Source organism: Mesorhizobium zhangyense (assembly GCF_011045115.1).
In the GTDB taxonomy this organism is placed as follows: domain Bacteria; phylum Pseudomonadota; class Alphaproteobacteria; order Rhizobiales; family Rhizobiaceae; genus Mesorhizobium_M; species Mesorhizobium_M zhangyense.
Window position 1 is genome coordinate 491,137 of record NZ_JAAKZG010000001.1, and the last position, 22,678, is coordinate 513,814.

A 22,678-nucleotide genomic window follows, 5' to 3' on the forward strand; every position below is an offset into this window, starting at 1 on the left:
AATGAGCCTGATCAAGAAAATCGGACTGCCCAAGGGCGGCATCGGCCAGTTCATCGTCGATGGCGTTGCTGATGGCTATGAAGCCTTCGCGCTAGCCCAGGCCGTGGCCGAGACAGTGTCCGACGCGCCGGTGATCTTCGTTGCGCGTGACGGCCAGCGCCTGCCGGCGATCGTCGAGGCGCTGGCATTCGCCGCCCCCGATCTTCCGGTGCTGGAATTCCCGGCCTGGGATTGTTTGCCCTATGACCGCGTCTCGCCCGGAGCAGATGCCGCCGCCCGCCGCCTCGATGCCATGGCGGCGATGACCGCGCTGGCCAAGAAGCCGCATCGCGCCGTCATCCTCACCACCGCCAATGCGCTCTTGCAGCGCATCCCGCCGGCTGCCGCGATCGAGGCGCAGACGTTCCACGCCAGGTCCGGCGGTCAGATCAACATGAATGCGCTGATCTCGCGGCTCGATAATTCCGGCTTCGACCGCGTTGCTACCGTGCGCGATGTCGGCGAATTCGCCGTGCGCGGCGGCATCCTCGACCTCTTCGCGCCCGGCTCGACCGAGGCTCTGCGGCTCGACTTCTTCGGCGATACGCTGGAATCGATCCGCGCCTTCGACGTCGCCACGCAGCGCACCACCGGCCAGCGCAAGGCGCTCACGCTTCAGCCGATGAGCGAAGTGGCGCTGACGCCCGAAGCGATCAGCCGCTTCCGCCGCTCCTATATCGAGGCGTTCGGCGCTCCCGCGCGTGATGACGGGCTTTATGCTGCCATCAGCGAAGGCCGCCGCTTCGCCGGCATGGAGCACTGGCTGCCCTTCTTCTACGAGCGGCTCGAGACGATTTTCGACTATCTGCCGACCGCGCCTTTCGTATTCGACCATCTCGCCCGCGAGGCGCTTGTCGAGCGCCATACGCTGATCGTCGACTACTACGAGTCGCGCAGGCAGCAGGCCGACGGTGCGCTGAAGGATGCCGTGCCCTACAAGCCGGTGCCGCCGGCAAAAATGTATCTTTCGCCCGAAGACGTGACGGCGGCACTGTCCGATCACGCCGCGGTCGAGTTCACGCCCTTCGACACCCCCGACACCGGCGGCCGCAAGCTGCTGCATGGCGGCTCGAAGGCCGGTCACAGTTTCGAGCTCGAACGCGCTGATCCCAACGCCAATGTCTTCGAGGCGGCGGTGAACTATATCGGCGACGTGCGCGCCGCCAAGCGCCGCGTCGTCATCGCCGGCTGGACGGAGGGTTCGCTCGATCGGCTCGGCCAGATTCTTGCCGAGCACCACCTCGGCAATCTGAAGCCGGTCGCCACGCTTGCCGATGTCGAGAAGCTGACAGTGGGGCAGGCGGGTCTTGCCGTGCTGCCGCTCGAATCCGGTTTCGAGACGGACGGCTTCGTCGTTGTCGCCGAACAGGACATTTTGGGCGACCGCCTGGTGCGGCGCTCTAAGAAGCGCAAGCGCGCTTCGGACTTCATTGCAGAAGCAGCCTCGCTCTCGGCCGGCGACATCGTCGTTCATGCCGATCACGGCATCGGCCGTTTCATCGGCCTGCGCACCATCGAAGCGGTCGGTGCGCCGCATGACTGCCTTGAAATCCACTATGCCGGCGACGACCGCCTGTTTCTGCCGGTCGAAAACATCGAGCTCCTGTCGCGCTTCGGCTCGGATTCGGCGGAAGCGCCGCTCGACAAGCTCGGCGGCGGCGCATGGCAGTCGCGCAAGGCGAGGCTCAAGCGGCGGCTGCTCGAAATGGCCGGCCAGCTCATCCAGATTGCCGCCGAGCGCCAGATGCGCTCAGCCCCGGCACTCAACCCGCCGGACGGGCTCTATGGCGAGTTCGCGGCCCGCTTCCCCTATGAGGAAACCGACGACCAGCAGCGCGCCATCGACTCGGTCATGGACGACCTCGGCGCCGGCAGGCCGATGGACCGGCTGATCTGCGGCGATGTCGGTTTCGGCAAGACCGAAGTGGCGCTGCGTGCCGCTTTCATCGCCGCCATGGAAGGGTTTCAGGTCGCCGTCGTCGTGCCGACCACACTTCTGTCGCGCCAGCATTTCAAGACCTTCACCCAGCGCTTCGCCGGCCTGCCGCTGGTCGTGCGGCAAGCATCGCGGCTGGTCGGCGCGAAGGAACTCGCCGAGACCAAGAAGGGTATCGCCGAAGGCACGGTCGATATCGTCGTCGGCACCCACGCGCTACTTGGCGCGTCGATCTCCTTTAAGAATCTCGGCCTGCTGATCATCGACGAGGAGCAGCATTTTGGCGTCAAGCACAAGGAGCGGCTGAAGGAGCTCAAGAGCGACGTGCATGTGCTGACGCTGTCGGCCACGCCGATCCCGCGCACGCTGCAACTGGCGCTGACGGGTGTGCGCGAGCTGTCGCTGATCGCTACGCCGCCGGTCGACCGCATGGCGGTGCGCACCTTCATTTCGCCCTTCGACCCGCTGGTCATCCGCGAGACGCTGCTGCGCGAACGCTATCGCGGTGGCCAGAGCTTTTATGTCGTGCCGCGCATCTCGGACCTTAATGAAATCAAGCAGTTCCTGCAGGAATCTGTGCCGGAACTTAAAGTCGCGACAGCCCATGGCCAGATGCCGCCGGGCGAGCTCGATGACATCATGAACGCCTTCTACGACGGCCAGTACGACGTTCTGCTTTCAACGACCATCGTCGAATCCGGCCTCGATATTCCGACCGCCAACACGCTGATCGTGCACCGCGCCGACATGTTCGGCCTGGCCCAGCTCTATCAGCTGCGCGGCCGCGTCGGGCGCTCAAAAGTGCGCGCTTATGCCCTGTTCACGCTGCCGGCCAACCGCAAGCTCACCGACACCGCCGATCGCCGCCTGAAAGTCCTGCAATCGCTGGATACGCTCGGCGCAGGCTTCCAGCTTGCCAGCCACGATCTCGACATTCGCGGTGCAGGCAATCTTTTGGGCGAAGAGCAGTCCGGCCACATCAAGGAGGTCGGCTTCGAACTCTACCAGCAGATGCTGGAAGAGGCGGTTGCCGAAATACGCGGCACCGGCGAGGTCATCGACGGCGGCTGGTCGCCGCAGATCGCGGTCGGCACGGCAGTGATGATCCCGGAATCCTATGTGCCGGACCTGCAGCTGCGGCTGGCGCTCTACCGTCGCCTGGCCGATCTCGATTCGCCGGAAGAGATCGACGGTTTCGCCGCCGAACTGATCGACCGCTTCGGCCCGCTGCCGGAAGAGGTGCAGCATCTCCTGAAGATCGTCTTCATCAAGGCGCTGTGCCGCAAGGCCAATGTCGAAAAACTCGATGCCGGTCCGAAGGGCGTGGTCATCCACTTCCGCAAGCGCGAGTTTTCCAACCCGGCGGGTCTGGTCAAGTACATCTCGGAGCAGGGGTCTCTGGCCAAGATCCGGCCGGACCAGAGCGTCGTCTTCATCCGCGATTGGCCCAACGCCGAAAAGCGCCTCGCCGGCGCGGCAGTGGTGATGACGCAGTTGGCAAGGCTGGTGGAGAAGGCGGCTTAGAAGTTTCACACGGCGGCAGCAATGGCAAGCCGATCGCCAGTGACCGCATGGCCTACTCCTGCGTCAGTGCTCCAAACATCTGAAGCCCGGCGGTTGGGGTGGCGAGCGCTCCCCGGCCGATCTTCGCGAATGCGGCATCGAGACCCAGGATCTTTGCCAATCTCGTACGGGTTTGCGGGGTAAGATTACGCCGTATGTGGCCAGCATCCATGTAGAGGAACTCACCATTTAGGCGTGTGAGACACTGGTCGGACTGGCAAACGCTAACATTCGTCTGGATGAGTTGAGCCTTGGTGGTGGCTACGGCCTTCTCCAGGGCTGTGTTCACCGGGTCCATCAACCGCCTTGTTTCAGCCGTCGATATCTGAAGGGCCGAGGGGTCGCATTTCCTGCGCATAAGGCCGGAAATACGAGCGATGTTGCAGGGTTGCGGCGCGTTTTGAAAACGCGGGAACTGAGCCATCACGAGAACATCGCGCTTCGTCGGGTCAATGGTGGAGATAGCCTTTGCCAGGCCGATTTCCATCAGCTTCAAACCGTTCGTCAACGAGAGCTTGTCACCTTCTCTCTGGTAGAGGGTCGACAGGCCATCGTACCAGGCTGAGGCAAGAACGACGACTTTTGCATCCCCGGACTTGCCTATCCAGTTCATCGCCGCCGCACGGCTCTTTGCACAATTGGCCGAGTAGCTGGGTTGCTGCGGCCTCCACCGTTTGACATTCAACTGGTCGATATAAGGAGGGCACTTATACCAGACGACCAGAGATATTCCAGCCTTGCGCGCGGTGATATCCACCAATGGAGCGAAGTGGAGGGCATGGCTGTCACCCCACAGGATGCCGCGCTTTTCCGCTGCCTTCCACGGGGCGCCCACCACGCACAAGGTTCCGCCGCCGAGCTGGTCGATCTTTCGGTACTCCGGGCATCGCCAGCGGAACATTTCAGCGTTGCTTTGATACGGAGCAATCTCAGCATTGACCCGGTGAATGAAGCCGAGCTGATGCAGCGAAAAGAGAGTGACTAAGGTGACGAACAGTACGCCAAAAATCCCGAGTGCTATCACCACATCAGATGACGGCTTCCGAGACGCACGCGCCTTAGCGCGTGAGTTCGCTGCAATTTCGATCATGCGGTTCCCCCGAACCAACTCGACAAACTGCCGAGCACCCACTCACGTACTGCAACATTTCGTTACAAAAAGAAAGCCGGCTTACATGAGCTGATTATGAATGGCCTCTGCAGCGTCTTCGAGCGACGCGCTACAGGAGTTCGACCGGCGTCTTGCGGCCAACGTAGCGGCGGGAACTGCTTCCTTGCATGAGCAAGGAACGTTCCTTGACAATAGCCAGGCGCAAAATGCGGGCGTGGCGATGAATAGATGCACCCTTAGAAAGCTGTTAGCTAGCCGTCTAAAGCTGTTAGCTAGCCGTCTCCAGTTCCCCGCGCGCTTTCGCGGCGGCGATCTGGCGGATGGCGTCGGCCAGGGTGTCGCTCTCCTGTGCGCCCATGACGGCGTATTTGCCTTCGAGCAGGAAGCAGGGAACGCCGGTGATGCCCATGCGGGACGCGGTGGCGGCTTCGTTGGCAACGGCGTCGCGGTCGGTGTCGGTGGCAAGCATCGCCTCGACCACCGGCGCATCCATGCCGGCCTCGCGTGCGGCTTCGGTCAGAACGGCGTGGTCGCCGATGTTCTGGCCTTCTTCGAAATAGAGCTGGAACAGTCGCCGCGCGAGCCTGTTCTGCACTTCCACGCCGGCAGCCGAGGCCCAGCGCATGACGCGGTGAGCGTCGATGGTGTTGGGCGAGACCTTGATTGCCTCGAAATCGAAGTCGATGCCTTCGGCTTCACCCAGCGGTTCGATATTGGCGTGGATCTGGCGCAGGCGCTCCTCGCTGCCGAACTTCGCCAGCATGTATTGCTTGCGGTCCTTGCCTTCGAGCGGAATGGTCGGGTCGAGCTGGAACGGGCGCCAGCGTATCTGCACGTCGACTTCCGGCACGGCGGCAACGGCCTTGTCGAGCCGCTTCTGGCCTATGAAGCACCAAGGGCAAACGGCGTCGGAGACGACATCGATGGTGATGGACTGCTTTTCGTCGCTCATCGGGAATTCCTCCTTTGCCGTCAATTCGGCTTCTGCCACCAGGTCGGAAACTGGTTCCCGAATATAGGTGTCTTTGCCGGGTGTTCCAGATTGGCCCAGTAGGCAAGGAACTCTTTCTTGTTGTGCTGCATCGGCACCATATAGGCGCCGGAAATCAACAGGCGATCCAGCGCGCGCACGGCGGCGACGTAGCTGTCCTTGTCGCGGGCATGCAGCATCGCCTCGATCATCGCATCGACTGCCGGATCGGCGACGCCGGCAAGATTGAACGATCCCGGGACATTTGCAGACTCGGAACCCCAGCGGAAAGTGAGTTCGATGCCGGGCGATAGCGTCCCGAGGAAGCCGGTGGAGCCGAACAGCACATCAAAGTCAAAGTTCTGCTTGCGCATCTGGATCTGGTCGGATTCGAGCGCGCGGATGTTGACGTCGATGCCGAGCTTCTCCAGCGAACGCTGATAAAGCGCTGCAAGCCGCTCCTCGGTCTGCGACGTGGTCAGTATCTCGAAGCTGAACGGCTCACCGTCGGGGCCGACGAGCTTGCCGCCATCGACGTGGTAGCCGGCGCTTTCCAGGAGATCAAATGCCTCCTTCAGCACCTTGCGATCACGGCCGGAGCCGTCAGTTACCCGCGGTCGATAGGTGCCGTCCATGACATCCGCAGGCACCTTGCCGGGGAAGGGGGCAAGAAGCGCGCGTTCGGCCTCGCTGGCCGGGCGTCCGAGCGCGGAAAGCTCGGAATCCTGCCAGAAGCTCGCCGTGCGCTTATACTGGCCGTCGAACAGGTTCTTGTTGGCCCATTCGAAATCATAGAGCATGCCGAGCGCGCGGCGCACGCGAACGTCGGAGAATTTCGGCAGCCGCGTGTTGAACAGGAAGCCGTTGACCACCGGTGGCAATCCACTCTCGAAATCTTCCGAGACGACCTTGCCTTCCGTCATTGCCGGGAAATTGAAATTGCGCTCGCGCTTGACCGGGTCGGCCTCGGCGAAGGTCGAGCAGATGCCTTTCTTGAAAGCCTCGAACATGGCGTTGGCATTCAGGAAATATTCGAGCGTGACGCGGTCGAAATTGTCGATGCCGCGCTTCACCGGCAGGTCTTTGGCCCAATAGTCGGGGTTGCGTTCGAAGACGATGCGCTGGCCCGGCGCCACCTGCCCGACGCGGTAGGGGCCGCTGCCGATCACCGGCTTCAGCGTCGTCTGGTCGAAAGTCTCCTTGTTGAAGAAGTGCTTCGGCACGATCGGCGTCATCGCGATAATCAGCGGAAATTCGCGGTCGGCGAGTTCGTTGAAAATGAAGCGGACGCTGAGATCGCCTGTCTTTTCGAGCTTGGCGATCTTCTTCATGCGGTCACTGTATGGGGGACGGCCCTTTTCCGTGTAAACCTCATAGGTGAAGATCACATCGTCTGCCGTCACAGGCTCGCCGTCGGACCATTTTGCCTTCGGGTTGAGGTGGAATTCGACCGATTTTCGGTCTTCCGGCATGTCGATCGACTCGGCCAGCAGGCCGTAAAGCGAAAAAGGCTCGTCCATGCTGCGCTGCATCAGCGATTCGAAGACCAGATTGCCGTAGATCGTGTCGATCATGCCGCGCGCGGTGGTGCGCAGGCTCTTGATGATGAAGGGGTTGAGGTTGTCGAAGCTGCCGACCACGCAATAGGTGACACTGCCGCCCTTGGGCGCGTCCGGATTGACGTAGGGGAAATTCGAAAAATCTTCAGGCAGGGCAGGCTCTCCCTGCATCGCAACAGCGTGCTTTGGCTCGGCCAGTGCCGCAGCCCCAAGCGCCGGCAACAGGGCCATGGCGGCACAGAGCGATAGAAATATGCGGCGCATTGGTAGATAGCCCTCACTCGAACATTACTGGATGATTCGAATAAGAATCTATCACGGCGGCACTATTGTGAGGTTAGAGGTGAATTGCCACGGTTATTCGCTGCAAACGGACTGGATTCGCAACGCGAGGCGGTGTAACACGCCCGCAAAAGCCATGCTGTTGCCTCATTTAGCCAACAGGTAGCGGTTACGAACGGCGCCATGAGCCGGTTCCGGGAACAATTGAGAGGAAATTGATAGATGACGAGCTTGAAAACCGACACTGCCCGTCTTTCGGTCATGGCCGCAGGCGTGGTCGGCATGCTCGCCGCTGGTCTCGTGCCGGCCGCGGCACAACAGCAGCAGCCGCAGATTCCGCAGGGCTGGTTCAAGGCTTGTTCCAAGCAGGAAGACGTGGACATCTGCAATGTGCAGAACATTTCCACTGCCGCTTCCGGCCAGCTCGTCACCGGCATCAGCCTGATCGAGCTCAAGGGCAAGGTGAACCGCAAGGTCTTCCAGGTAACGGTCCCGACCGGCCGTCTCGTGCCTCCCGGCATCGGCCTTCAGATCGATGGCGGCAAGGCGCAGAAGCTTGATTACGTGATCTGCTTCCCGGACCGCTGCGTTGCCGAAGCCCAGCTTTCGGACCAGCTCATCGCTTCCTTCAAGAAGGGCTCGGAGCTGACGCTGACTTCCGTCAACTTCCAGAACCAGCCGAACCCGATCAAGGTTTCGCTGTCCGGCTTCACCGGCGCCTATGATGGCCCGGCGATGCAGCAGTCCGATCTCGAGGACCGCCAGAAGAAGCTCCAGGAATTCGTTTCCAAGAACAATGAGGACTTCGCCAAGAAGCTGAAGGAAGAGCAGGACAAGGCGAAGACGGCCAATTGATCGCCGTCACTCTCTGATCAGAAAAAAGCGGGGTTTTGCCCCGCTTTTTTTGTTTTTGTCCGATTAAAAGCCGATTGGCATCAATGGCGCGCGTGATGTTTTGGCGAATAACGGCCGTCCGCGGTCTTGTCGAAGAGTTCGCGCAGTTGCGGATGCCGCACCGGCTCGCCGGAATCGTCTTCCAGCAGGTTCTGCTCCGAGACATAGGCGATGTATTCCGTCTCATTATTTTCCGCGAGCAGATGGTAGAATGGCTGGTCCTTGCGTGGACGCACATCCGCCGGGATGGCCTCATACCATTCTTCGGTGTTGTTGAACTGCGGATCGACGTCGAAAATGACGCCCCTGAACGGGAACAGACGGTGACGCACCACCTGGCCGATCGCAAATTTTGCTGTCTTCATTTCAATCACGCTTTCAACTCTCACACATTATTTGGCGCAGGCTGAGGCGCAATTCAATCCCAAACGGGTTGACGCATTGAGGAACAACGGGTTAGCGCGGGCCTGAGTTTCGGATAAGCAATCATCATGTCGGATGTCATCGGTCTGGTTCTGCCCTTTTTCGGGCTGATCTTCATGGGTTTTCTGGTGGCGCGGATAACGCGCCAGCCCATTGAGGCGCTCGGCTGGATGAACACCTTCATCATCTATGTCGCGCTGCCGGCGCTGTTCTTTCAGCTTCTGGCAAAGACGCCTGTCGAAAAGCTGACGGAATGGAGCTACATCTTCGGCTCGGTCTTTTCGACCTACCTTGTTTTCTCCCTGATGTTCGTCGGATCGCTGATCCTTTCGCGCGGAAAGATCGCGGAAGCGACGATCAAGGGGCTGGCCGCCTGCTACGGGAATATCGGCTATATGGGACCGGGCATCGCGCTGCTGGCCTTCGGCGAGGAAGCAGCAGTGCCTGTCGCGCTGATCTTCTGCTTTGAAAACACCATCCACTTCGCCGTCGCGCCGATGATGATGGCGCTGGCCGGCAGCGAGAAGGTTCCGCCGCTGCAACTGGCGTTCGGGGTGGTCAAGAAAATCCTGCGGCATCCATTCATCATCTCGACCATCATCGGCGTGGCCGCCGCTTACGCCGAGTTTCGCCCGCCGATGCCGATCGAGCGCTTTCTTGACTATTTGTCGCGCGCCGCGGCACCTTGCGCGCTGTTTGCCATGGGCGTGACGCTGGCATTGAGGCCGCTGAAGCGGGTTCCGACCGAAATCGCACCAATCACCGCGCTCAAGCTGATCCTGCATCCGCTGATCTGCTACGTCGTTCTGAGCTGGGTCGGGAATTTTTCGGAGGTGTGGCTATTCTCTGCGGTTCTGCTTGCCGCGCTGCCGACCGCCACCAACGTCTTTGTCATCGCCCAGCAGTACAATACGTGGGTTGAGCGCGCTTCGGCGAGCGTGCTGATCACCACCTGCTTCTCCGTGGGGACGGTGACGGCGCTGCTCTACATGATCAAGACCGGAATGCTACCGCCGGATCTGTTCCCGTAGCGAAGACGCCAGGGAAGATAGACCGCTTCCAGGACGCAAGCCCTCGCGCATGAACAGCGTGCGGAGGGGCGCGAAGCTGCCAAGGATGCCAAGGCCGGCACTGCGCAGCAATTGCGCCGGAATGATATTCGACAGCAGCGACTGGTTGAGCAGGCTGACGGCGCCCGAGCGGGCCAAGATATCCGGCCGCCGCCTTGCGTCATAGGACGAGAGCGCATCGGCTGAGCCGGGGTCTTCGCGATGAATTGATGCAATCTCAATGAGTTGCTGGATATCCCTGATACCGAGATTGAGGCCCTGTGCGCCGATCGGTGGGAAGACGTGTGCGGCCTCTCCGACCAGCGCGACCCGGTTTTGCGCGAACCGCTTCGGCAAGGTCGCCGACAGCGGATAAATCTGCCGGCCCGGCTCGACCGAAACCCGGCCAAGCATCGACTGCATGCGCTCCTCGACGCGGGCTGACAACGCTTCGTCATCGAGTCCCGCAAGTTGCTCCGCCGTTTCCGGCTCCACGACCCAGACCAGGCTCGAGCGGTCGCCGGGCAGGGGAACCTGCGTGAAGGGGCCAGTCTCGGTGTGGAATTCGGTCGAAGTGTTGGCGTGGCCGCGCGTATGGCCGAAATTGATCACCAGGGCGGCCTGCGGATAGGCTTGTGTTGAGGTGGAAATGCCTGCGGCTTCGCGGGCAGGCGACGTGCGGCCATCGGCGGCGACAGCCAGTTTTGCCGATATTTCCGTCCCGTCGGACAGGATGGCCAGCACAGTATCAGCGCCAATCTGCCAGCGCTCGACCAGCGCGTGGTGCCAGGCAATGCCGGCATGGTTCGTAACGGCGTGTTCAAGCGCTTCGTTGAGGTCGCGATTGGGTATGTTCAGCCCGAAAAGCGGTTCGCCGATCTCGCTGGCGTGAAAGGTGACGATCGGACTTCTGATCAAACGGCGCGTCGCGTCGATAATGCGCATGATGCGCAGGGGTGCTGCCTTCGGTTCGATTGCAGCCGTGATGCCAAGCGTGTCGAGGAATTTCAGTGCCGGCGTCATCAAGGCTGTGGTGCGGCGGTCCTTGCCGCTGACGGCGGGGCCGACGAGGCTTACGGAAAAGCCTGCGTGGGCAAAGGCAAGTGCCGCGATCAGCCCGGCGGGTCCGGTGCCCGCGACGACGACATTGACTTGATCAGTTCGGTCCAAGGCTGCGATCCGGCTAAATTGCGCGCTGCCGGCAGTCGCCGGACGTTTTCATATAGAGCAGCGCATCAGGCTTGATCAACGTGGCGATTCAGCCCATCGCTTTGCCATGAGCACCAATCAGGACGGGTTCGACCATCTCGACCGGGCAGGGCGCGCGGCGGCTGCCGTCGCGAAAAGCCCGCGCTGGGCGATTTACACGGTGCTTGCCACCGGCATCGCGCTGTCCTGGCTGGTGATCGCGGCCATGGCTGTTCGCAGTGCCGAAAGCCGCGATCCGGGCAATGCGGCGCCGGGTGATCGTTTCCTGCGGATGCTACCCGACATTTCCCTGCCGGACGTGGTCGAGCGGTTTTTCGCGCTTTGCATGACGCCTGCGCCGCTGGATGGAGCGGGATTGACCGCCTATGCGGCACTTACGCTGATGTGGTTCCTGATGGCGCTGGCGATGATGCTGCCCTCGGCGGCACCCATGATCCGAACCTATTGCGAGATTGCCGACACCGCGCGGCAGAAGCGGGAGCCGGTTGTTCATCCCCTGGTTCTGGTCGCCGGTTATCTCATTGTCTGGCTCGCCGCATCGGCGGTGTTCGCCGGCCTGACGCTTGCTGTTCATGCGCTGGCGGCCAGCGCTCAGCCGCTGGATCCCGTCCGTGGCATTGCCGGCGCTTTGGCGCTGGGCATTGCCGGACTCTACCAGTTCAGTAGCCTGAAAGAGGCCTGCCTGAAGAAATGCCGCAACCCTTTCTCGATTCTGTTCGCCCGCTGGAGTGCGAAACCGACCAAGATATTCAGGCTCGGCATGGAACAGGGCATCTGGTGCCTGGGCTGCTGCTGGGCGTTGATGCTGGTGATGTTTGCGGTTGGCACGATGAATTTGTTCTGGATGGCACTGATCGCGGTGTTTACCGTGGTTGAAAAACAAGGGACAAAGCGTTTTCCAACGCGCCTCGCGGGTGCGATACTGCTTGTCTGGGCTGTGGCGCTTCTTGTAAGTTCTGCCTGACCGGGAAGGGGACGTTCCATGGCCGACCAAAGCTGGGCAATGAAGGGAGAGCTTGTACTCTCCTGCAATTGCACGGTTTTTTGCCCTTGCGTGCTTTCGCTTGGCGGCCATCCGCCGACGGAAGGCTATTGCCAGACATGGGCAGGTTTCCGCGTCGATGCCGGTCATTATGGCGATGTCGATCTGTCCGGGCTCAACCTCGGGTTGATCATGGAAATCCCCGGCTATATGAGCCGTGGCAACTGGACTGCCGGGCTGTTCGTGGACCAGCGCGCGTCGATCTACGCCACAAAAGCCTTCACCAAGATTTTCACCGGCAAGGCCGGTGGCACGACCTCGCTGCTGTCGATCCTCGTCGGAAAGTTTCTCGGCGTCGAGCAGGTGCCGATCAGCTACGAGACGCAGGACAAGACGCGTATCTTCCAGATACCCAAAATCATTGACGGCGCGGTGACGCCTATCCCCGGCAAGAGCCGGGACGGCGACACGGTGATCACCAATTCCGAATACTGGATCGCGCCGGAAATCATCGTGGCGAAATCCGACAAGAGCAAGATGCGCGCCTTTGGCCGAAACTGGAATTTCGCCGGCCGTTCGGCCGAAATCTGCAAATTGGACTGGCGTGGCCCGTGAAACGAAAAAAAGTCACCTGGCCGCAAGCGAAGGCCTTTTCCGTTCATCTCCTCACTGCATCCGGCTCATTCCTGGCCTTCCTGTCGCTGGTGGCGGCAAGCGAGGGGCGTTGGACGGCCATGTTCTGGTGGCTGGGGCTGGCGCTTTTCGTCGATGGCATCGACGGCCCGATCGCGCGTAAGCTCGAGGTCAAGGAAGTGCTGCCGACATGGTCGGGCGAACTTCTCGACAACATCATCGACTACGTCACTTACGTGCTGATACCCGCCTTCGCGCTCTACCAGCGCGGCTTCATGGGCGATAATCTGTCGTTCATCTCAGCGGCGCTGATCGTCGTTTCCAGCGCGATCTACTATGCAGACACGGGCATGAAGACGAAGGAGAATTTCTTCAAAGGGTTCCCCGTCGTCTGGAACATGCTCGTCTTCACGCTCTTCGTCATCGAGCCTGGTGAGTGGGTGTCGTTTGCCGTGGTGGTGATTGCGGCGGTAATGACGTTCGTGCCGATGAATTTCCTGCATCCGGTGCGGGTCGCACGCCTGCGCGACCTGAACCTCGCTGTCTTTCTAGGCTGGTGCGCCTTCGGCGCCATCGCACTGGCGCAGACCATGCACGCCAGCGAGTGGGTGAAGATCGGCATAGCCGTAACCGGCGCCTATCTGTTCTTCATCGGCGGCGTCATGCAATTCTTTCCCAATCTCGGTACCAAGAAAGCCTGATCATGTCCAAAGCCATTCGAGTCCATGCCCATGGCGGGCCGGAAGTCCTCACTTATGACGATGCCCCCGCCGGCAAGCCGGGTGCGGGGCAGGTGCTGATCCGGCACACCGCGATCGGCCTCAATTTTCTGGATACCTATTACCGCAGCGGCCTCTACCCGGCGCCTGCCGGACTGCCGCTGATACCCGGTGGCGAGGCGGCCGGCGTGGTGCTGGAAACGGGCGACGGCGTCGAGGGGCTGAAGAAAGGGGACCGTATCGCTTACTCGACCCCCTTCGGCGCTTATTGCGAGGAGCGCGTCATCCCGGCGGAAAAGCTCGTCAAAATTCCCGACGGGGTGAGCGATGAGCAAGCGGCGGCGATGATGCTGAAGGGCATGACGGCTGAATATCTGCTGCGCCGCACCTTCCCGGTGAAAGCCGGCGACACGGTACTTTATCACGCTGCCGCCGGCGGCGTCGGCCTCATTTTCGGCCAATGGGCAAAGCATCTCGGCGCCACCGTCATCGGCACGGCGGGCTCTGCCGACAAGATCGCTCTGGCCAAGGCAAATGGCTTCGACCACGTTATCAACTACCGCGACGACGACTTTGTCGCGAAGGTTAGGGAAATCACCGGCGGCAAGCTCTGCGATGTCGTCTACGATTCGGTCGGCAAGGACACGTTTCCCGGCTCGCTCGACTGCCTGCGTCCGCGCGGCATGTTCGTCAGCTTCGGCCAGTCGTCAGGGCCGATCCCGCCCTTCAACATGGCGCTGCTCTCGCAGAAGGGCTCGCTCTATGCAACGCGGCCGACGCTGTTCACCTATATTGCCAAGCGCGAGGATCTTGAAGCGTCCGCAGCAGCCTTGTTCGAGGTGGTTTCGAGCGATGTGGTCGACATCAAGATAAACCAGCGCTACGCGCTGAAGGATGCCGCCAAGGCGCATGCCGATCTGGAAGGGCGGCGCACGACGGGCACGAGCATCCTTATCCCCTGATATCCCCCTGAAATTCTTGAAGCTCTTTCAAGTTCGGCGCCGCTTTGCGTTGTGCGTCGCACGCGCCTACGATACTCGTGGGAACATAAAAGAATAATCATCAATGGGGGCGTTGTGACAGCAACCCTTGAGACGCATGGCGCGAACCTGCTCGAGGTGCGCGGCCTGACCAAAATCTTTGGCACGCTGAAGGCGTGTGACGGCATCGACCTGACCGTCGGCAAGGGCGAGATTCATGCGCTGCTGGGCGAGAACGGTGCCGGCAAATCGACGCTCGTGAAGATGCTGTTCGGCTCGCTGGAGCCGAATGCCGGCGAAATCCGCTGGAATGGCGAGCCGGTGCGCATTGCCAACCCGCATGCCGCAAGAAAACTTGGCATCGGCATGGTTTTCCAGCATTTTTCACTGTTCGATGCGCTGACCGCCGCTGAAAATATCGCGCTCTCGCTGGACGACGAAACGCCGATCGCCACCATCGCGGCGAAGGCCAAGGCGCTGTCCTACAGCTACGGCCTGCCGCTCGATCCCTATTCGCTCGTCGGCGACCTTTCCGTCGGCGAACGCCAGCGCATCGAGATCATCCGCTGCTTGCTGCAGACGCCGGAACTCATCATCCTGGACGAGCCAACCTCGGTGCTGACGCCGCAGGAGGCGGACAAGCTGTTCGAGACGCTGGAGCGGCTGCGCGCCGAGGGCAAGTCGATCCTCTACATTTCGCACCGGCTGGAAGAGGTCAAACGCATGTGCGATCGCGCCACCGTGCTGCGGCATGGCAAGGTGGTCGGCCATTGCGACCCCCGCAAGGAGACCGCGTCCTCGCTTGCGCGCATGATGGTCGGCAGCGAAGTACTGTCGGTCGTCCGCCCGCCGGCTGAGGGCGCGGGCAAGGCGGCAACCCTTCTCGAAATTCGCAATCTGACACGCAAGCCGGCGACGCCTTTCTCTATCCCGCTGCGCAACATCAACCTCTCCGTCAAAGCCGGTGAGGTCATCGGTATCGCCGGTGTGGCCGGCAACGGGCAGGGCGAGTTTTTCGAGGCCGTTTCGGGCGAGGCAACGCAGCCGGACGCGGTCACCGTCCGCATTCGTGACAAGGATGCCGGCCATCTGTCGATTACCGGACGCCGGATGCTGGGGGCAGCCTTCGTGCCGGAAGAGCGGCTCGGGCACGGTGCCGCACCACGCATGAAGCTTTCCGAAAACCTGTTGCTGTCGCGCTATGCCACAGACCGCAAGGCCTTCCTCGGCAGCTTCGGGCTGGTGCAGGGCTCCGCGATCGTGAAAGCTGCACAGCGCATCATCGAAGCCATGGATGTCCGCAAGAGCGCGCCCGATCCCGAGGCTGCGGCACTGTCCGGCGGCAATCTGCAAAAATTCATCATCGGCCGCGAGCTTGACCGCCAGCCGGCGGTGATGGTCGTCAACCAGCCGACCTGGGGCGTCGATGCCGGTGCGGCCGCACGCATTCGCCAGGCCCTGATCGAGCTTGCCCGCAGCGGTTCGGCCGTGCTCGTCATCAGCCAGGATCTCGACGAACTGTTCGAAATCTCCGACTCGATCGCCGTCATGCACAATGGCGAATTGTCGAAGCCGCTGCCGATAGCCGAGGCGACGCTTGAGAAGATCGGCTTGTTGATGGGCGGCGCCGAGCCCGGCCATGTCGAACCAGTGGCGGAGGTGGCGTGATGCGCATCGAACTCGTCAAGCGGCCGCAGCAATCCGCTCTCTACAGTGCGCTGTCGCCGTTCTTCGCCCTGGCACTGACGCTGATTGCCGGCGCGATCATGTTTTCGCTGCTCGGGAAGAACCCGCTCGATGCGCTCTACTATTATTTCATCGATCCGCTGCGCGAGATGTGGTCGCTGCATGAACTGGCGGTGAAGGCAGCGCCCCTGATCCTGATCGCGGTGGGGCTTTCCGTCTGCTTCCTGTCGAACAACTGGAATATCGGTGCCGAGGGCCAGTTCATCATCGGCGCGATGGCCGGCTCGATCCTGCCGGTGATGTACCCCGACTTTCAATCATGGATCGTGCTACCGCTGATGCTTATCATGAGCATGGTCGGTGGGGCCGCCTATGCGGCGATCCCGGCGCTGCTCAAGACGCGCTTCAACACCAATGAAATCCTGACCAGCCTGATGCTGGTCTATGTCGCGCAGCTGTTCCTTGACTGGATGGTGCGCGGACCGTGGCGCAATCCCGCCGGCATGAATTTTCCCGAAACGCGCAATTTTCACGAATATGCCGTCCTGCCGGAAATATGGCCGGACTCCGGCCGGGCCCATTGGGGCTTCGTCTTCGCGCTCGTTGCCGCGCTCCTTGTGTGGTTCATGCTGTCGAAAACCCTGCGTGGTTTCGAGGTCAAGGTTTTGGGCCAAAGCCCGCGGGCAGGGCGCTTTGCCGGCTTCTCGGCGTCTAAAATGGTGTTCTTCGCATTCATCGTGTCTGGAGCGCTGGCCGGTCTTGCCGGCATTTCGGAAGTATCCGGCGCAATCGGCCAGCTTCGCCCGACCATCTCGCCGGGTTACGGCTTTGCCGCGATCATCGTCGCCTTCCTCGGCCGCCTCAACCCGCTTGGCATCGTTGCGGCTGGACTGGTGCTGGCGCTATCCTATCTCGGCGGCGAGGCGGCGCAGATTTCGATCGGCGTTTCCGACAAGGTCGTCCGCGCTTTCCAGGGCATGCTGCTGTTCTTCGTGCTCGGCTGCGACACGCTTATCCATTATCGCATCCGCCTCGTTCGTACGGCGCTGAGCAAGGCGGAGGTTTCCCATGGGAATGCTTGAAGCCATCCTGATCACCATCGCGACGGCTGCAACGCCGCTGCTGATCGCGGCAGTTGGAGAACTGGTCGTCGAGCGCTCCGGCGTGCTTAATCTCGGCGTCGAAGGCATGATGGTGATGGGCGCCGTTACCGGCTTCGCCGCCGCCCTGGCGACTGGCTCGCCATGGCTCGGCTTTCTGGCGGCGATCGTCGTCGGCGCCTTGTTCTCGCTGCTGTTTGCTTTCCTGACGCTGACGCTGGTCACCAATCAGGTCGCGACCGGCCTGGCGCTGACGCTGCTGGGGCTTGGGCTTTCGGGCATGCTCGGCGAAGGCTTTGTCGGCTTTCCCGGCGTAAAGCTCGCCAATGTCTACATTCCGGTGCTGACCGATATTCCGCTCGTCGGAAAGCTGTTCTTCGGTCAGGACCCGATCTTCTATTTGTCGATCCTGCTCACCGCCGGCGTTGCCTATTTTCTCTTCCGCACCCGTGCCGGGCTGACCTTGCGTTCGGTTGGCGACAACCATGCGTCCGCCCATGCGCTCGGTATCAATGTCGTCCTGATCCGTTATCTCGCGGTGATGTTCGGCGGCGCCTGCGCGGGTCTTGCCGGCGGCTATCTCTCGATCGTCTATACACCGCAATGGGTGGAGAACATGACGGCGGGGCGGGGCTGGATCGCGCTGGCGCTGGTGGTCTTCGCCTCCTGGCGGCCATGGCGGGTGCTGGCGGGCGCCTATCTGTTCGGCGCGGTTACGATCGGCCAGCTCCACGCGCAAGCCTTGGGGATAGGTGTCCCTTCGCAGCTACTTTCTTCGCTTCCCTATCTGGCAACCATCGTCGTTCTTGTTCTAATCTCACGGAACCGGCGGCTGACGATGGTAAACACACCGGCTTCTTTGGGGCGGCCGTTTGTGCCTGATCGCTAACTATAAAAAACGGGTATTGCCCCAGGCAACCTTAAGAGGATGAACTCAATGAAGAAAACCATTCTGTCGATCGCCGCGGCAGCCGCAGTGCTGTCGTTTGGCACCATGGCAGCGGAAGCCAAGACCAAGGCCTGCTTTATCTATGTCGGGCCGATCGGGGACTTCGGCTGGTCCTATCAGCATCACCAGGGCGTCCTGCAGGCGGAGAAGGAACTGGGCGACCAGCTCGAAACCGCTTACCTTGAAAGCGTGCCGGAAGGCGCCGATGCTGAGCGGGCCATCGAACGTTTCGCGCGCTCGGGCTGCAACATCATCTTCACGACCTCGTTCGGCTACATGGATGCGACCAACAAGGTCGCGGGCAAATTCCCTGACGTGAAGTTCGAGCACGCCACCGGCTACAAGCGTGAGCACCCGAACGTCTCGACCTACAATTCGAAGTTCCATGAAGGCCGCTACGTGCAGGGCGTGATCGCCGCCAAGATGTCCAAGGCTGGCGTCGCCGGCTACATCGCCTCGTTCCCGATCCCGGAAGTGGTGCTCGGCATCAACGCCTTCATGCTCGGCGCGCAGTCGGTCAATCCCGATTTCAAGGTCAAGGTCGTATGGGCCAACACCTGGTTCGATCCCGGCAAGGAAGCCGACGCTGCCAAGGCGCTGATCGACCAGGGCGCGGACATCATCACGCAGCATACCGATTCGACCGCGCCGATGCAGGTTGCCGCCGAACGCGGCATCAAGGCCTTCGGCCAGGCGTCCGACATGATCGCCTTCGGCAAGGACACGCAGCTGACCTCGATCGTCGACGACTGGGGTCCGTACTACATTCATCAGATCAAGTCGGTCATCGACGGCACCTGGAAGCAGCAGGACGTGTGGGACGGCATGAAGGAAGGCAACGTCGTCATGGCGCCCTACACCAACATGCCCGACGACGTGAAGAAGCTGGCCGAAGAGACCGAAGCCAAGATCAAGTCCGGCGAGTTCAACCCCTACACCGGCCCGATCACCAAGCAGGACGGCACCGAGTGGCTGAAGGCTGGCGAAGTTGCCGACAACGGCACGCTTCTCGGCTTGAACTTCTACGTCAAGGGCGTGGACGACAAGCTGCCGCAATAATAGCGCAAGCCGATATCGGGTAAGGGAAGGGCGCCTCGCGGCGCCCTTTTCATTTCAAGACTTGAGAAACCGACGACGTCTCAGACGGCCGAGCCGTAGAGATCATAGGCGTCGGCGCTGTCGACTTTGACCGTGACGATATCGCCGGCGCGCAGCGGGCGGCGGGACTGGATGTGAACCGAGCCGTCGATCTCCGGCGCGTCATATTTGGTCCGACCCTTGGCCGACGTGCCGTTGGCTTCATCGATGATGACGGGCAGGCGCTTGCCGACCTTCTTCTGCAACTGGGTTGCCGAAATCTTCTGCTGGCGCTGCATGAAGCGGTGCCAGCGCGCGTCCTTGACCTCTTCCGGCACCTGTTCCAGGCCAAGGTCGTTGGAGCGTGCGCCTTTGACCGGCTCATATTTGAAGCAGCCGGCGCGGTCGATCTTGGCTTCGTCGAGCCAGTCGAGCAGCATCTCGAAATCCTCGTCCGTCTCGCCGGGAAAGCCGACTATGAAGGTCGAGCGCACGGCAAGATCGGGGCAGACCTCGCGCCAGCCGCGGATGCGGTCGAGCGTCTTTTCGCCATGGGCAGGCCGACGCATGTTCTTCAGCACCTGCGGCGAGGCGTGCTGGAAGGGAATGTCGAGATAGGGAAGGATTTTGCCGTCCGCCATCAGCGGAATGACGTCGGCGACATGCGGGTAGGGGTAGACGTAATGCATGCGCACCCAGATGCCCATCTCGCCAAGCTCCTTCGACAAGTCGAGGAATTTGGCGCGGACCTCGCGATCCTGGAAGGTGCTGGTCTGGTATTTGATGTCGATGCCGTAGGCGCTCGTATCCTGCGAGATAACCAGGATTTCCTTGACGCCTGCCTTGGCCAGCTTCTCGGCTTCGCGCAGCACGTCGGCGGCCGGCCTGGAGACCAGATCGCCGCGGAGGTCGGGGATAATGCAGAAGGTACAGCGATTGTTGCAGCCTTCGGAAATCTTCAGATAGGCATAATGGCGAGGTGTCAGCTTCACGCCTTGCGGCGGCAGCAGATCGACATACGGGTCATGCGCCGGCGGGGCTGCCTCGTGCACGGCGGCCATGACGCTCTCATAGGCCTGCGGCCCGGTGATGGCGAGCACGTTCGGGTGTTTTTCGCGGATCAATTCGGGGGTCGCGCCCATGCAGCCGGTGACGATGACCTTGCCGTTTTCCTTCAATGCGGTGCCGATGGCGTCGAGCGACTCGGTGCGCGCGGAATCGAGGAAGCCGCAGGTGTTGACGACGACCAGATCGGCGCCGTCATGCTTGCGCGATATCTCATAGCCCTCGGCGCGAAGCCTGGTGAGGATGCGCTCAGAGTCCACGAGAGCTTTCGGACATCCAAGGCTGACAAAACTGACGCGAGGGGCTGACATAGGTAAATTTCCGACTTCTGCAGCATAGCCATCGTGGGGCAGGCCCGTGGCAATCATGCTGAAACGACAAAAGAGCCTGCACCGACCGCCTCCGGCAGGATCAGGCTCACAAGTTGCGGCGCAATATCACAGTTTTTGCCGATTGGATATCGGCGTCATGCGACGCCGATATCATCTGCGGTCCTCGCTGCCGTTACAGCGGATCCGGCAGGAGAGGCGCCACTTCCATATAGCCGCGATAGATCATGTCCACCGCCACATAGAAAATGATCGCAAGGCCGATATAGGCAATCCACGGATAGCGATGCAGCACTCTGGCGATGAAGCTGGCGGCAAGGCCCATCAACGCAATGGAGAGCACCAGGCCGATGATGAGGACGGTGAAATGATCGCGCGCGGCACCTGCAACGGCCAGAACGTTGTCCAGCGACATGGAAACGTCGGCGATTACGATCTGGATCGCTGCCTGCATCAAGGTCTTGCGCGGCGCGCCCTTGGCAACCGAGCCATCCGCGTTGAGATCGGAATTGGATAGCGCTTCGTTGGCCGCGTCGCTTTCGGCATGCGATGTGCGCAACTCGCGCCACATTTTCCAGCACACCCACAGCAAGAGAATGCCGCCTGCCAGCAGAAGCCCGACAATGGCCAGGAGTTTCACCGTGATGGCCGCAAAACCGATGCGAAGGACGGTTGCGGCGATGACACCGATCAGGATCGCTTTTTTCCGCTGTTCGGCGGGCAATCCTGCGGCCGCAAGGCCAATGACGATGGCGTTGTCGCCGGCAAGCACGAGATCGATGGCAATGACCTGCAACAGGGCAGCAAAACCCGCGGCCGTGAAAATTTCCATCCGTCGGCGCCTTTCGCTTATGAGCTTTGGTGAAGCACGCCCCTAGCGTGTGTAACCCTTATGCGTCAAGGGCTCAACGGCCAAGGCCACATGAGCAGGCCAGTGGCGGAGGGAGTGGGATTCGAACCCACGGTGAGCTTGCACCCACGCCGGTTTTCAAGACCGGTGCCTTAAACCGCTCGGCCATCCCTCCAAACCGTTGAAACCATTGCAATTTTCTCGACCCAATTCGAGGGAGAGATGCTTGCAATCCAGTTTGCAACTATACGGTCAGGCGGGCTTGCTTATAGCCTTCTTTGGCGTGCCGTCAACTTTCCTGTCAGCGTATTTCAGCGGCAGGCAGCCTCTGTTCCTCGGCGATATGTCTATTGCTTGTCTTGTCGCAAATAGACCCTGCCAAGGAAGGCGGGCTCGCCGGAGCGCCGGCCGCTCATTGAGCCTGCCACCAGCACGACAAGCGTCAGCACGTACGGTAACGTCATCATGAGATAGACGGGAACGTCGGCACCTATGGCCTGCAGCCTGGGCACCAGAGCATCCGCACTTCCGAACAGAAGTGCGCCCCAGAGAGCCCGCGCCGCATTCCAGCGCGAGAAGATGACGAGCGCGACCGCGATCCAGCCGCGCGAGGCGACCATTCCCTCCACCCAGACATGGCTTGTGGCAACCGAGAGATAGGCTCCGGCAAGACCGCAAAGCAGCCCGGACGCCAAGACAGCCCCGAACTGAACCAGTTGCACGTCGATACCCGCGACGTCTGCCGCGGCAGGATTTTCCCCGACGGACCGCAGCCTGAGACCATGTCGGCTCTTGGAAATCCACCACCAGAGCGCGCCGACCAGGATCGGCAGCGCCAGTGTCACCGGGTCCTGCACAGCGAGAATGCGGCCGAATGCCGAACTGCGATCTATCCCGAAGAGGTCGCCGAGGTTGGGAATCCCGGGGAAGGTCTTCTGCACATAGGGGCGCCCCACGACACCGGTAATGCCCAGCCCGATCGCGACGACGGCGAGGCCGGCGAGCGTATGATTGGCGCGCAAGGCGACCGTCGATATTCCGAACAGCAGCGCGAGAGCCATCGCCGCCGCTGAACCGGCGGCTAGGCCAAACCAGGGATCAGCTCCGGAAAGTACAGTCACCGCGCCGGTCATCGCGCCGACCGCCATCAACCCTTCCGCTCCGAGATTGAGAACACCGGCTTTTTCGCAGATGATGAGGCCGAGGCTCGCCAGCAGCAGCGGCGTCGCATAGCTCGGAATGATGGCGATCCAGCCGATCAGAAAATCCATGC

At 61.3% G+C, this 22,678-nt stretch carries 19 protein-coding genes and 1 tRNA gene; 11 read left to right on the forward strand and 9 right to left on the reverse strand.

All coding sequences use genetic code 11. From position 1 onward, the window contains the following. The first annotated feature begins 1 nt into the window (after position 1). On the forward strand, positions 2–3,499 hold the full coding sequence (mfd, locus tag G6N74_RS02465) for a transcription-repair coupling factor (protein WP_165113866.1): 3,498 nt from the start codon (positions 2–4) through the stop codon (positions 3,497–3,499). A 52-nt stretch (positions 3,500–3,551) separates the two neighbouring features. Here mfd and G6N74_RS02470 read toward each other — a convergent pair whose 3' ends face one another. From G6N74_RS02470 to G6N74_RS02480, 3 genes are all read right to left on the reverse strand, one after another. Further along, positions 3,552–4,628 (reverse strand): SGNH hydrolase domain-containing protein, encoded by a 1,077-nt coding sequence (locus G6N74_RS02470; RefSeq protein WP_165113869.1) that lies wholly within the window; start codon positions 4,626–4,628, stop codon positions 3,552–3,554. 289 nt (positions 4,629–4,917) lie between these two features. Further along, positions 4,918–5,601: a DsbA family oxidoreductase gene (locus G6N74_RS02475; protein WP_165113872.1), complete on the reverse strand. Its 684-nt coding sequence runs from the start codon at positions 5,599–5,601 to the stop codon at positions 4,918–4,920. 20 nt (positions 5,602–5,621) lie between these two features. Continuing rightward, a complete protein-coding gene (locus tag G6N74_RS02480) occupies positions 5,622–7,442 on the reverse strand; it encodes an extracellular solute-binding protein (RefSeq protein WP_165113874.1) in 1,821 nt (606 codons plus the stop codon). A gap of 240 nt (positions 7,443–7,682) precedes the next feature. Here G6N74_RS02480 and G6N74_RS02485 point away from each other — a divergent pair, with 240 nt between their 5' ends. Further along, on the forward strand, positions 7,683–8,315 hold the full coding sequence (locus G6N74_RS02485) for an invasion associated locus B family protein (protein WP_091913660.1): 633 nt from the start codon (positions 7,683–7,685) through the stop codon (positions 8,313–8,315). Positions 8,316–8,395: 80 nt separating this feature from the next. Here G6N74_RS02485 and hspQ read toward each other — a convergent pair whose 3' ends face one another. Continuing rightward, the gene (hspQ, locus tag G6N74_RS02490) at positions 8,396–8,719 is read right to left on the reverse strand and encodes a heat shock protein HspQ (protein WP_165113876.1); all 324 of its coding nucleotides are present in this window, start codon (positions 8,717–8,719) and stop codon (positions 8,396–8,398) included. A 126-nt stretch (positions 8,720–8,845) separates the two neighbouring features. On the opposite strand from hspQ, the gene G6N74_RS02495 reads away from it, so the two are divergent. After that, on the forward strand, positions 8,846–9,808 hold the full coding sequence (locus G6N74_RS02495; protein WP_165113879.1) for an AEC family transporter: 963 nt from the start codon (positions 8,846–8,848) through the stop codon (positions 9,806–9,808). On the opposite strand, the gene G6N74_RS02500 is transcribed toward G6N74_RS02495, so the two are convergent. Next, complete coding sequence (locus G6N74_RS02500; RefSeq protein ID WP_165113881.1) at positions 9,785–10,996, reverse strand: UbiH/UbiF family hydroxylase; 1,212 nt, start codon at positions 10,994–10,996, stop codon at positions 9,785–9,787. The genes G6N74_RS02495 and G6N74_RS02500 overlap by 24 nt on opposite strands. A 106-nt stretch (positions 10,997–11,102) precedes the next feature. Between G6N74_RS02500 and G6N74_RS02505 the strand changes: the two genes are divergently transcribed. From G6N74_RS02505 to G6N74_RS02540, 8 genes are all read left to right on the forward strand, one after another. Next, positions 11,103–11,999, forward strand: a complete 897-nt coding sequence (locus G6N74_RS02505; RefSeq protein WP_165113884.1) for a DUF2182 domain-containing protein — start codon at positions 11,103–11,105, stop codon at positions 11,997–11,999. Positions 12,000–12,017: 18 nt separating this feature from the next. After that, on the forward strand, positions 12,018–12,632 hold the full coding sequence (locus G6N74_RS02510) for a DUF1326 domain-containing protein (RefSeq protein ID WP_165113886.1): 615 nt from the start codon (positions 12,018–12,020) through the stop codon (positions 12,630–12,632). Next, on the forward strand, positions 12,605–13,351 hold the full coding sequence (pcsA, locus tag G6N74_RS02515; protein WP_281353939.1) for a phosphatidylcholine synthase: 747 nt from the start codon (positions 12,605–12,607) through the stop codon (positions 13,349–13,351). Before G6N74_RS02510 ends, pcsA begins: the two co-directional genes overlap by 28 nt. Before the next feature lie 2 nt (positions 13,352–13,353). Further along, positions 13,354–14,331 carry a quinone oxidoreductase family protein gene (locus G6N74_RS02520; RefSeq protein ID WP_165113891.1) on the forward strand — a complete coding sequence of 326 codons (978 nt, stop codon included), beginning with the start codon at positions 13,354–13,356 and terminating at the stop codon, positions 14,329–14,331. Positions 14,332–14,445: 114 nt separating this feature from the next. Next, on the forward strand, positions 14,446–16,017 hold the full coding sequence (locus G6N74_RS02525) for an ABC transporter ATP-binding protein (protein WP_312857822.1): 1,572 nt from the start codon (positions 14,446–14,448) through the stop codon (positions 16,015–16,017). Further along, positions 16,017–17,117 carry an ABC transporter permease gene (locus tag G6N74_RS02530; RefSeq protein ID WP_165113893.1) on the forward strand — a complete coding sequence of 367 codons (1,101 nt, stop codon included), beginning with the start codon at positions 16,017–16,019 and terminating at the stop codon, positions 17,115–17,117. The genes G6N74_RS02525 and G6N74_RS02530 overlap by 1 nt, the downstream gene beginning before the upstream one ends. Further along, on the forward strand, positions 17,104–18,024 hold the full coding sequence (locus G6N74_RS02535) for an ABC transporter permease (RefSeq protein WP_205826490.1): 921 nt from the start codon (positions 17,104–17,106) through the stop codon (positions 18,022–18,024). The genes G6N74_RS02530 and G6N74_RS02535 overlap by 14 nt, the downstream gene beginning before the upstream one ends. Positions 18,025–18,072: 48 nt before the next feature. Continuing rightward, on the forward strand, positions 18,073–19,143 hold the full coding sequence (locus tag G6N74_RS02540; protein ID WP_165113895.1) for a BMP family ABC transporter substrate-binding protein: 1,071 nt from the start codon (positions 18,073–18,075) through the stop codon (positions 19,141–19,143). Positions 19,144–19,223: 80 nt separating this feature from the next. Here G6N74_RS02540 and rimO read toward each other — a convergent pair whose 3' ends face one another. The 4 genes from rimO to G6N74_RS02560 form a co-directional block, all read right to left on the reverse strand. After that, positions 19,224–20,537: a 30S ribosomal protein S12 methylthiotransferase RimO gene (gene rimO, locus G6N74_RS02545; protein WP_165113897.1), complete on the reverse strand. Its 1,314-nt coding sequence runs from the start codon at positions 20,535–20,537 to the stop codon at positions 19,224–19,226. A gap of 193 nt (positions 20,538–20,730) precedes the next feature. Continuing rightward, positions 20,731–21,387, reverse strand: a complete 657-nt coding sequence (locus tag G6N74_RS02550) for a TerC family protein (RefSeq protein ID WP_165113899.1) — start codon at positions 21,385–21,387, stop codon at positions 20,731–20,733. 103 nt (positions 21,388–21,490) lie between these two features. Then, positions 21,491–21,580: transfer RNA gene (locus tag G6N74_RS02555), tRNA-Ser, on the reverse strand. 172 nt (positions 21,581–21,752) lie between these two features. Next, on the reverse strand, positions 21,753–22,676 hold the full coding sequence (locus tag G6N74_RS02560) for an ABC transporter permease (protein ID WP_165113901.1): 924 nt from the start codon (positions 22,674–22,676) through the stop codon (positions 21,753–21,755). Between the last annotated feature and the right edge of the window lie 2 nt (positions 22,677–22,678).

What these genes read in the sequence shown, in the direction of transcription:
- mfd (WP_165113866.1), top strand. Translation starts at nt 2, where the DNA reads ATGAGCCTGATCAAGAAAATCGGACTGCCCAAGGGCGGCATCGGCCAG.
- G6N74_RS02470 (WP_165113869.1), bottom strand. Translation starts at nt 4,628, where the DNA reads ATGATCGAAATTGCAGCGAACTCACGCGCTAAGGCGCGTGCGTCTCGG.
- G6N74_RS02475 (WP_165113872.1), bottom strand. Translation starts at nt 5,601, where the DNA reads ATGAGCGACGAAAAGCAGTCCATCACCATCGATGTCGTCTCCGACGCC.
- G6N74_RS02480 (WP_165113874.1), bottom strand. Translation starts at nt 7,442, where the DNA reads ATGCGCCGCATATTTCTATCGCTCTGTGCCGCCATGGCCCTGTTGCCG.
- G6N74_RS02485 (WP_091913660.1), top strand. Translation starts at nt 7,683, where the DNA reads ATGACGAGCTTGAAAACCGACACTGCCCGTCTTTCGGTCATGGCCGCA.
- hspQ (WP_165113876.1), bottom strand. Translation starts at nt 8,719, where the DNA reads ATGAAGACAGCAAAATTTGCGATCGGCCAGGTGGTGCGTCACCGTCTG.
- G6N74_RS02495 (WP_165113879.1), top strand. Translation starts at nt 8,846, where the DNA reads ATGTCGGATGTCATCGGTCTGGTTCTGCCCTTTTTCGGGCTGATCTTC.
- G6N74_RS02505 (WP_165113884.1), top strand. Translation starts at nt 11,103, where the DNA reads ATGAGCACCAATCAGGACGGGTTCGACCATCTCGACCGGGCAGGGCGC.
- G6N74_RS02510 (WP_165113886.1), top strand. Translation starts at nt 12,018, where the DNA reads ATGGCCGACCAAAGCTGGGCAATGAAGGGAGAGCTTGTACTCTCCTGC.
- G6N74_RS02520 (WP_165113891.1), top strand. Translation starts at nt 13,354, where the DNA reads ATGTCCAAAGCCATTCGAGTCCATGCCCATGGCGGGCCGGAAGTCCTC.
- G6N74_RS02530 (WP_165113893.1), top strand. Translation starts at nt 16,017, where the DNA reads ATGCGCATCGAACTCGTCAAGCGGCCGCAGCAATCCGCTCTCTACAGT.
- G6N74_RS02535 (WP_205826490.1), top strand. Translation starts at nt 17,104, where the DNA reads ATGGGAATGCTTGAAGCCATCCTGATCACCATCGCGACGGCTGCAACG.
- G6N74_RS02540 (WP_165113895.1), top strand. Translation starts at nt 18,073, where the DNA reads ATGAAGAAAACCATTCTGTCGATCGCCGCGGCAGCCGCAGTGCTGTCG.
- rimO (WP_165113897.1), bottom strand. Translation starts at nt 20,537, where the DNA reads ATGTCAGCCCCTCGCGTCAGTTTTGTCAGCCTTGGATGTCCGAAAGCT.
- G6N74_RS02550 (WP_165113899.1), bottom strand. Translation starts at nt 21,387, where the DNA reads ATGGAAATTTTCACGGCCGCGGGTTTTGCTGCCCTGTTGCAGGTCATT.
- G6N74_RS02560 (WP_165113901.1), bottom strand. Translation starts at nt 22,676, where the DNA reads ATGGATTTTCTGATCGGCTGGATCGCCATCATTCCGAGCTATGCGACG.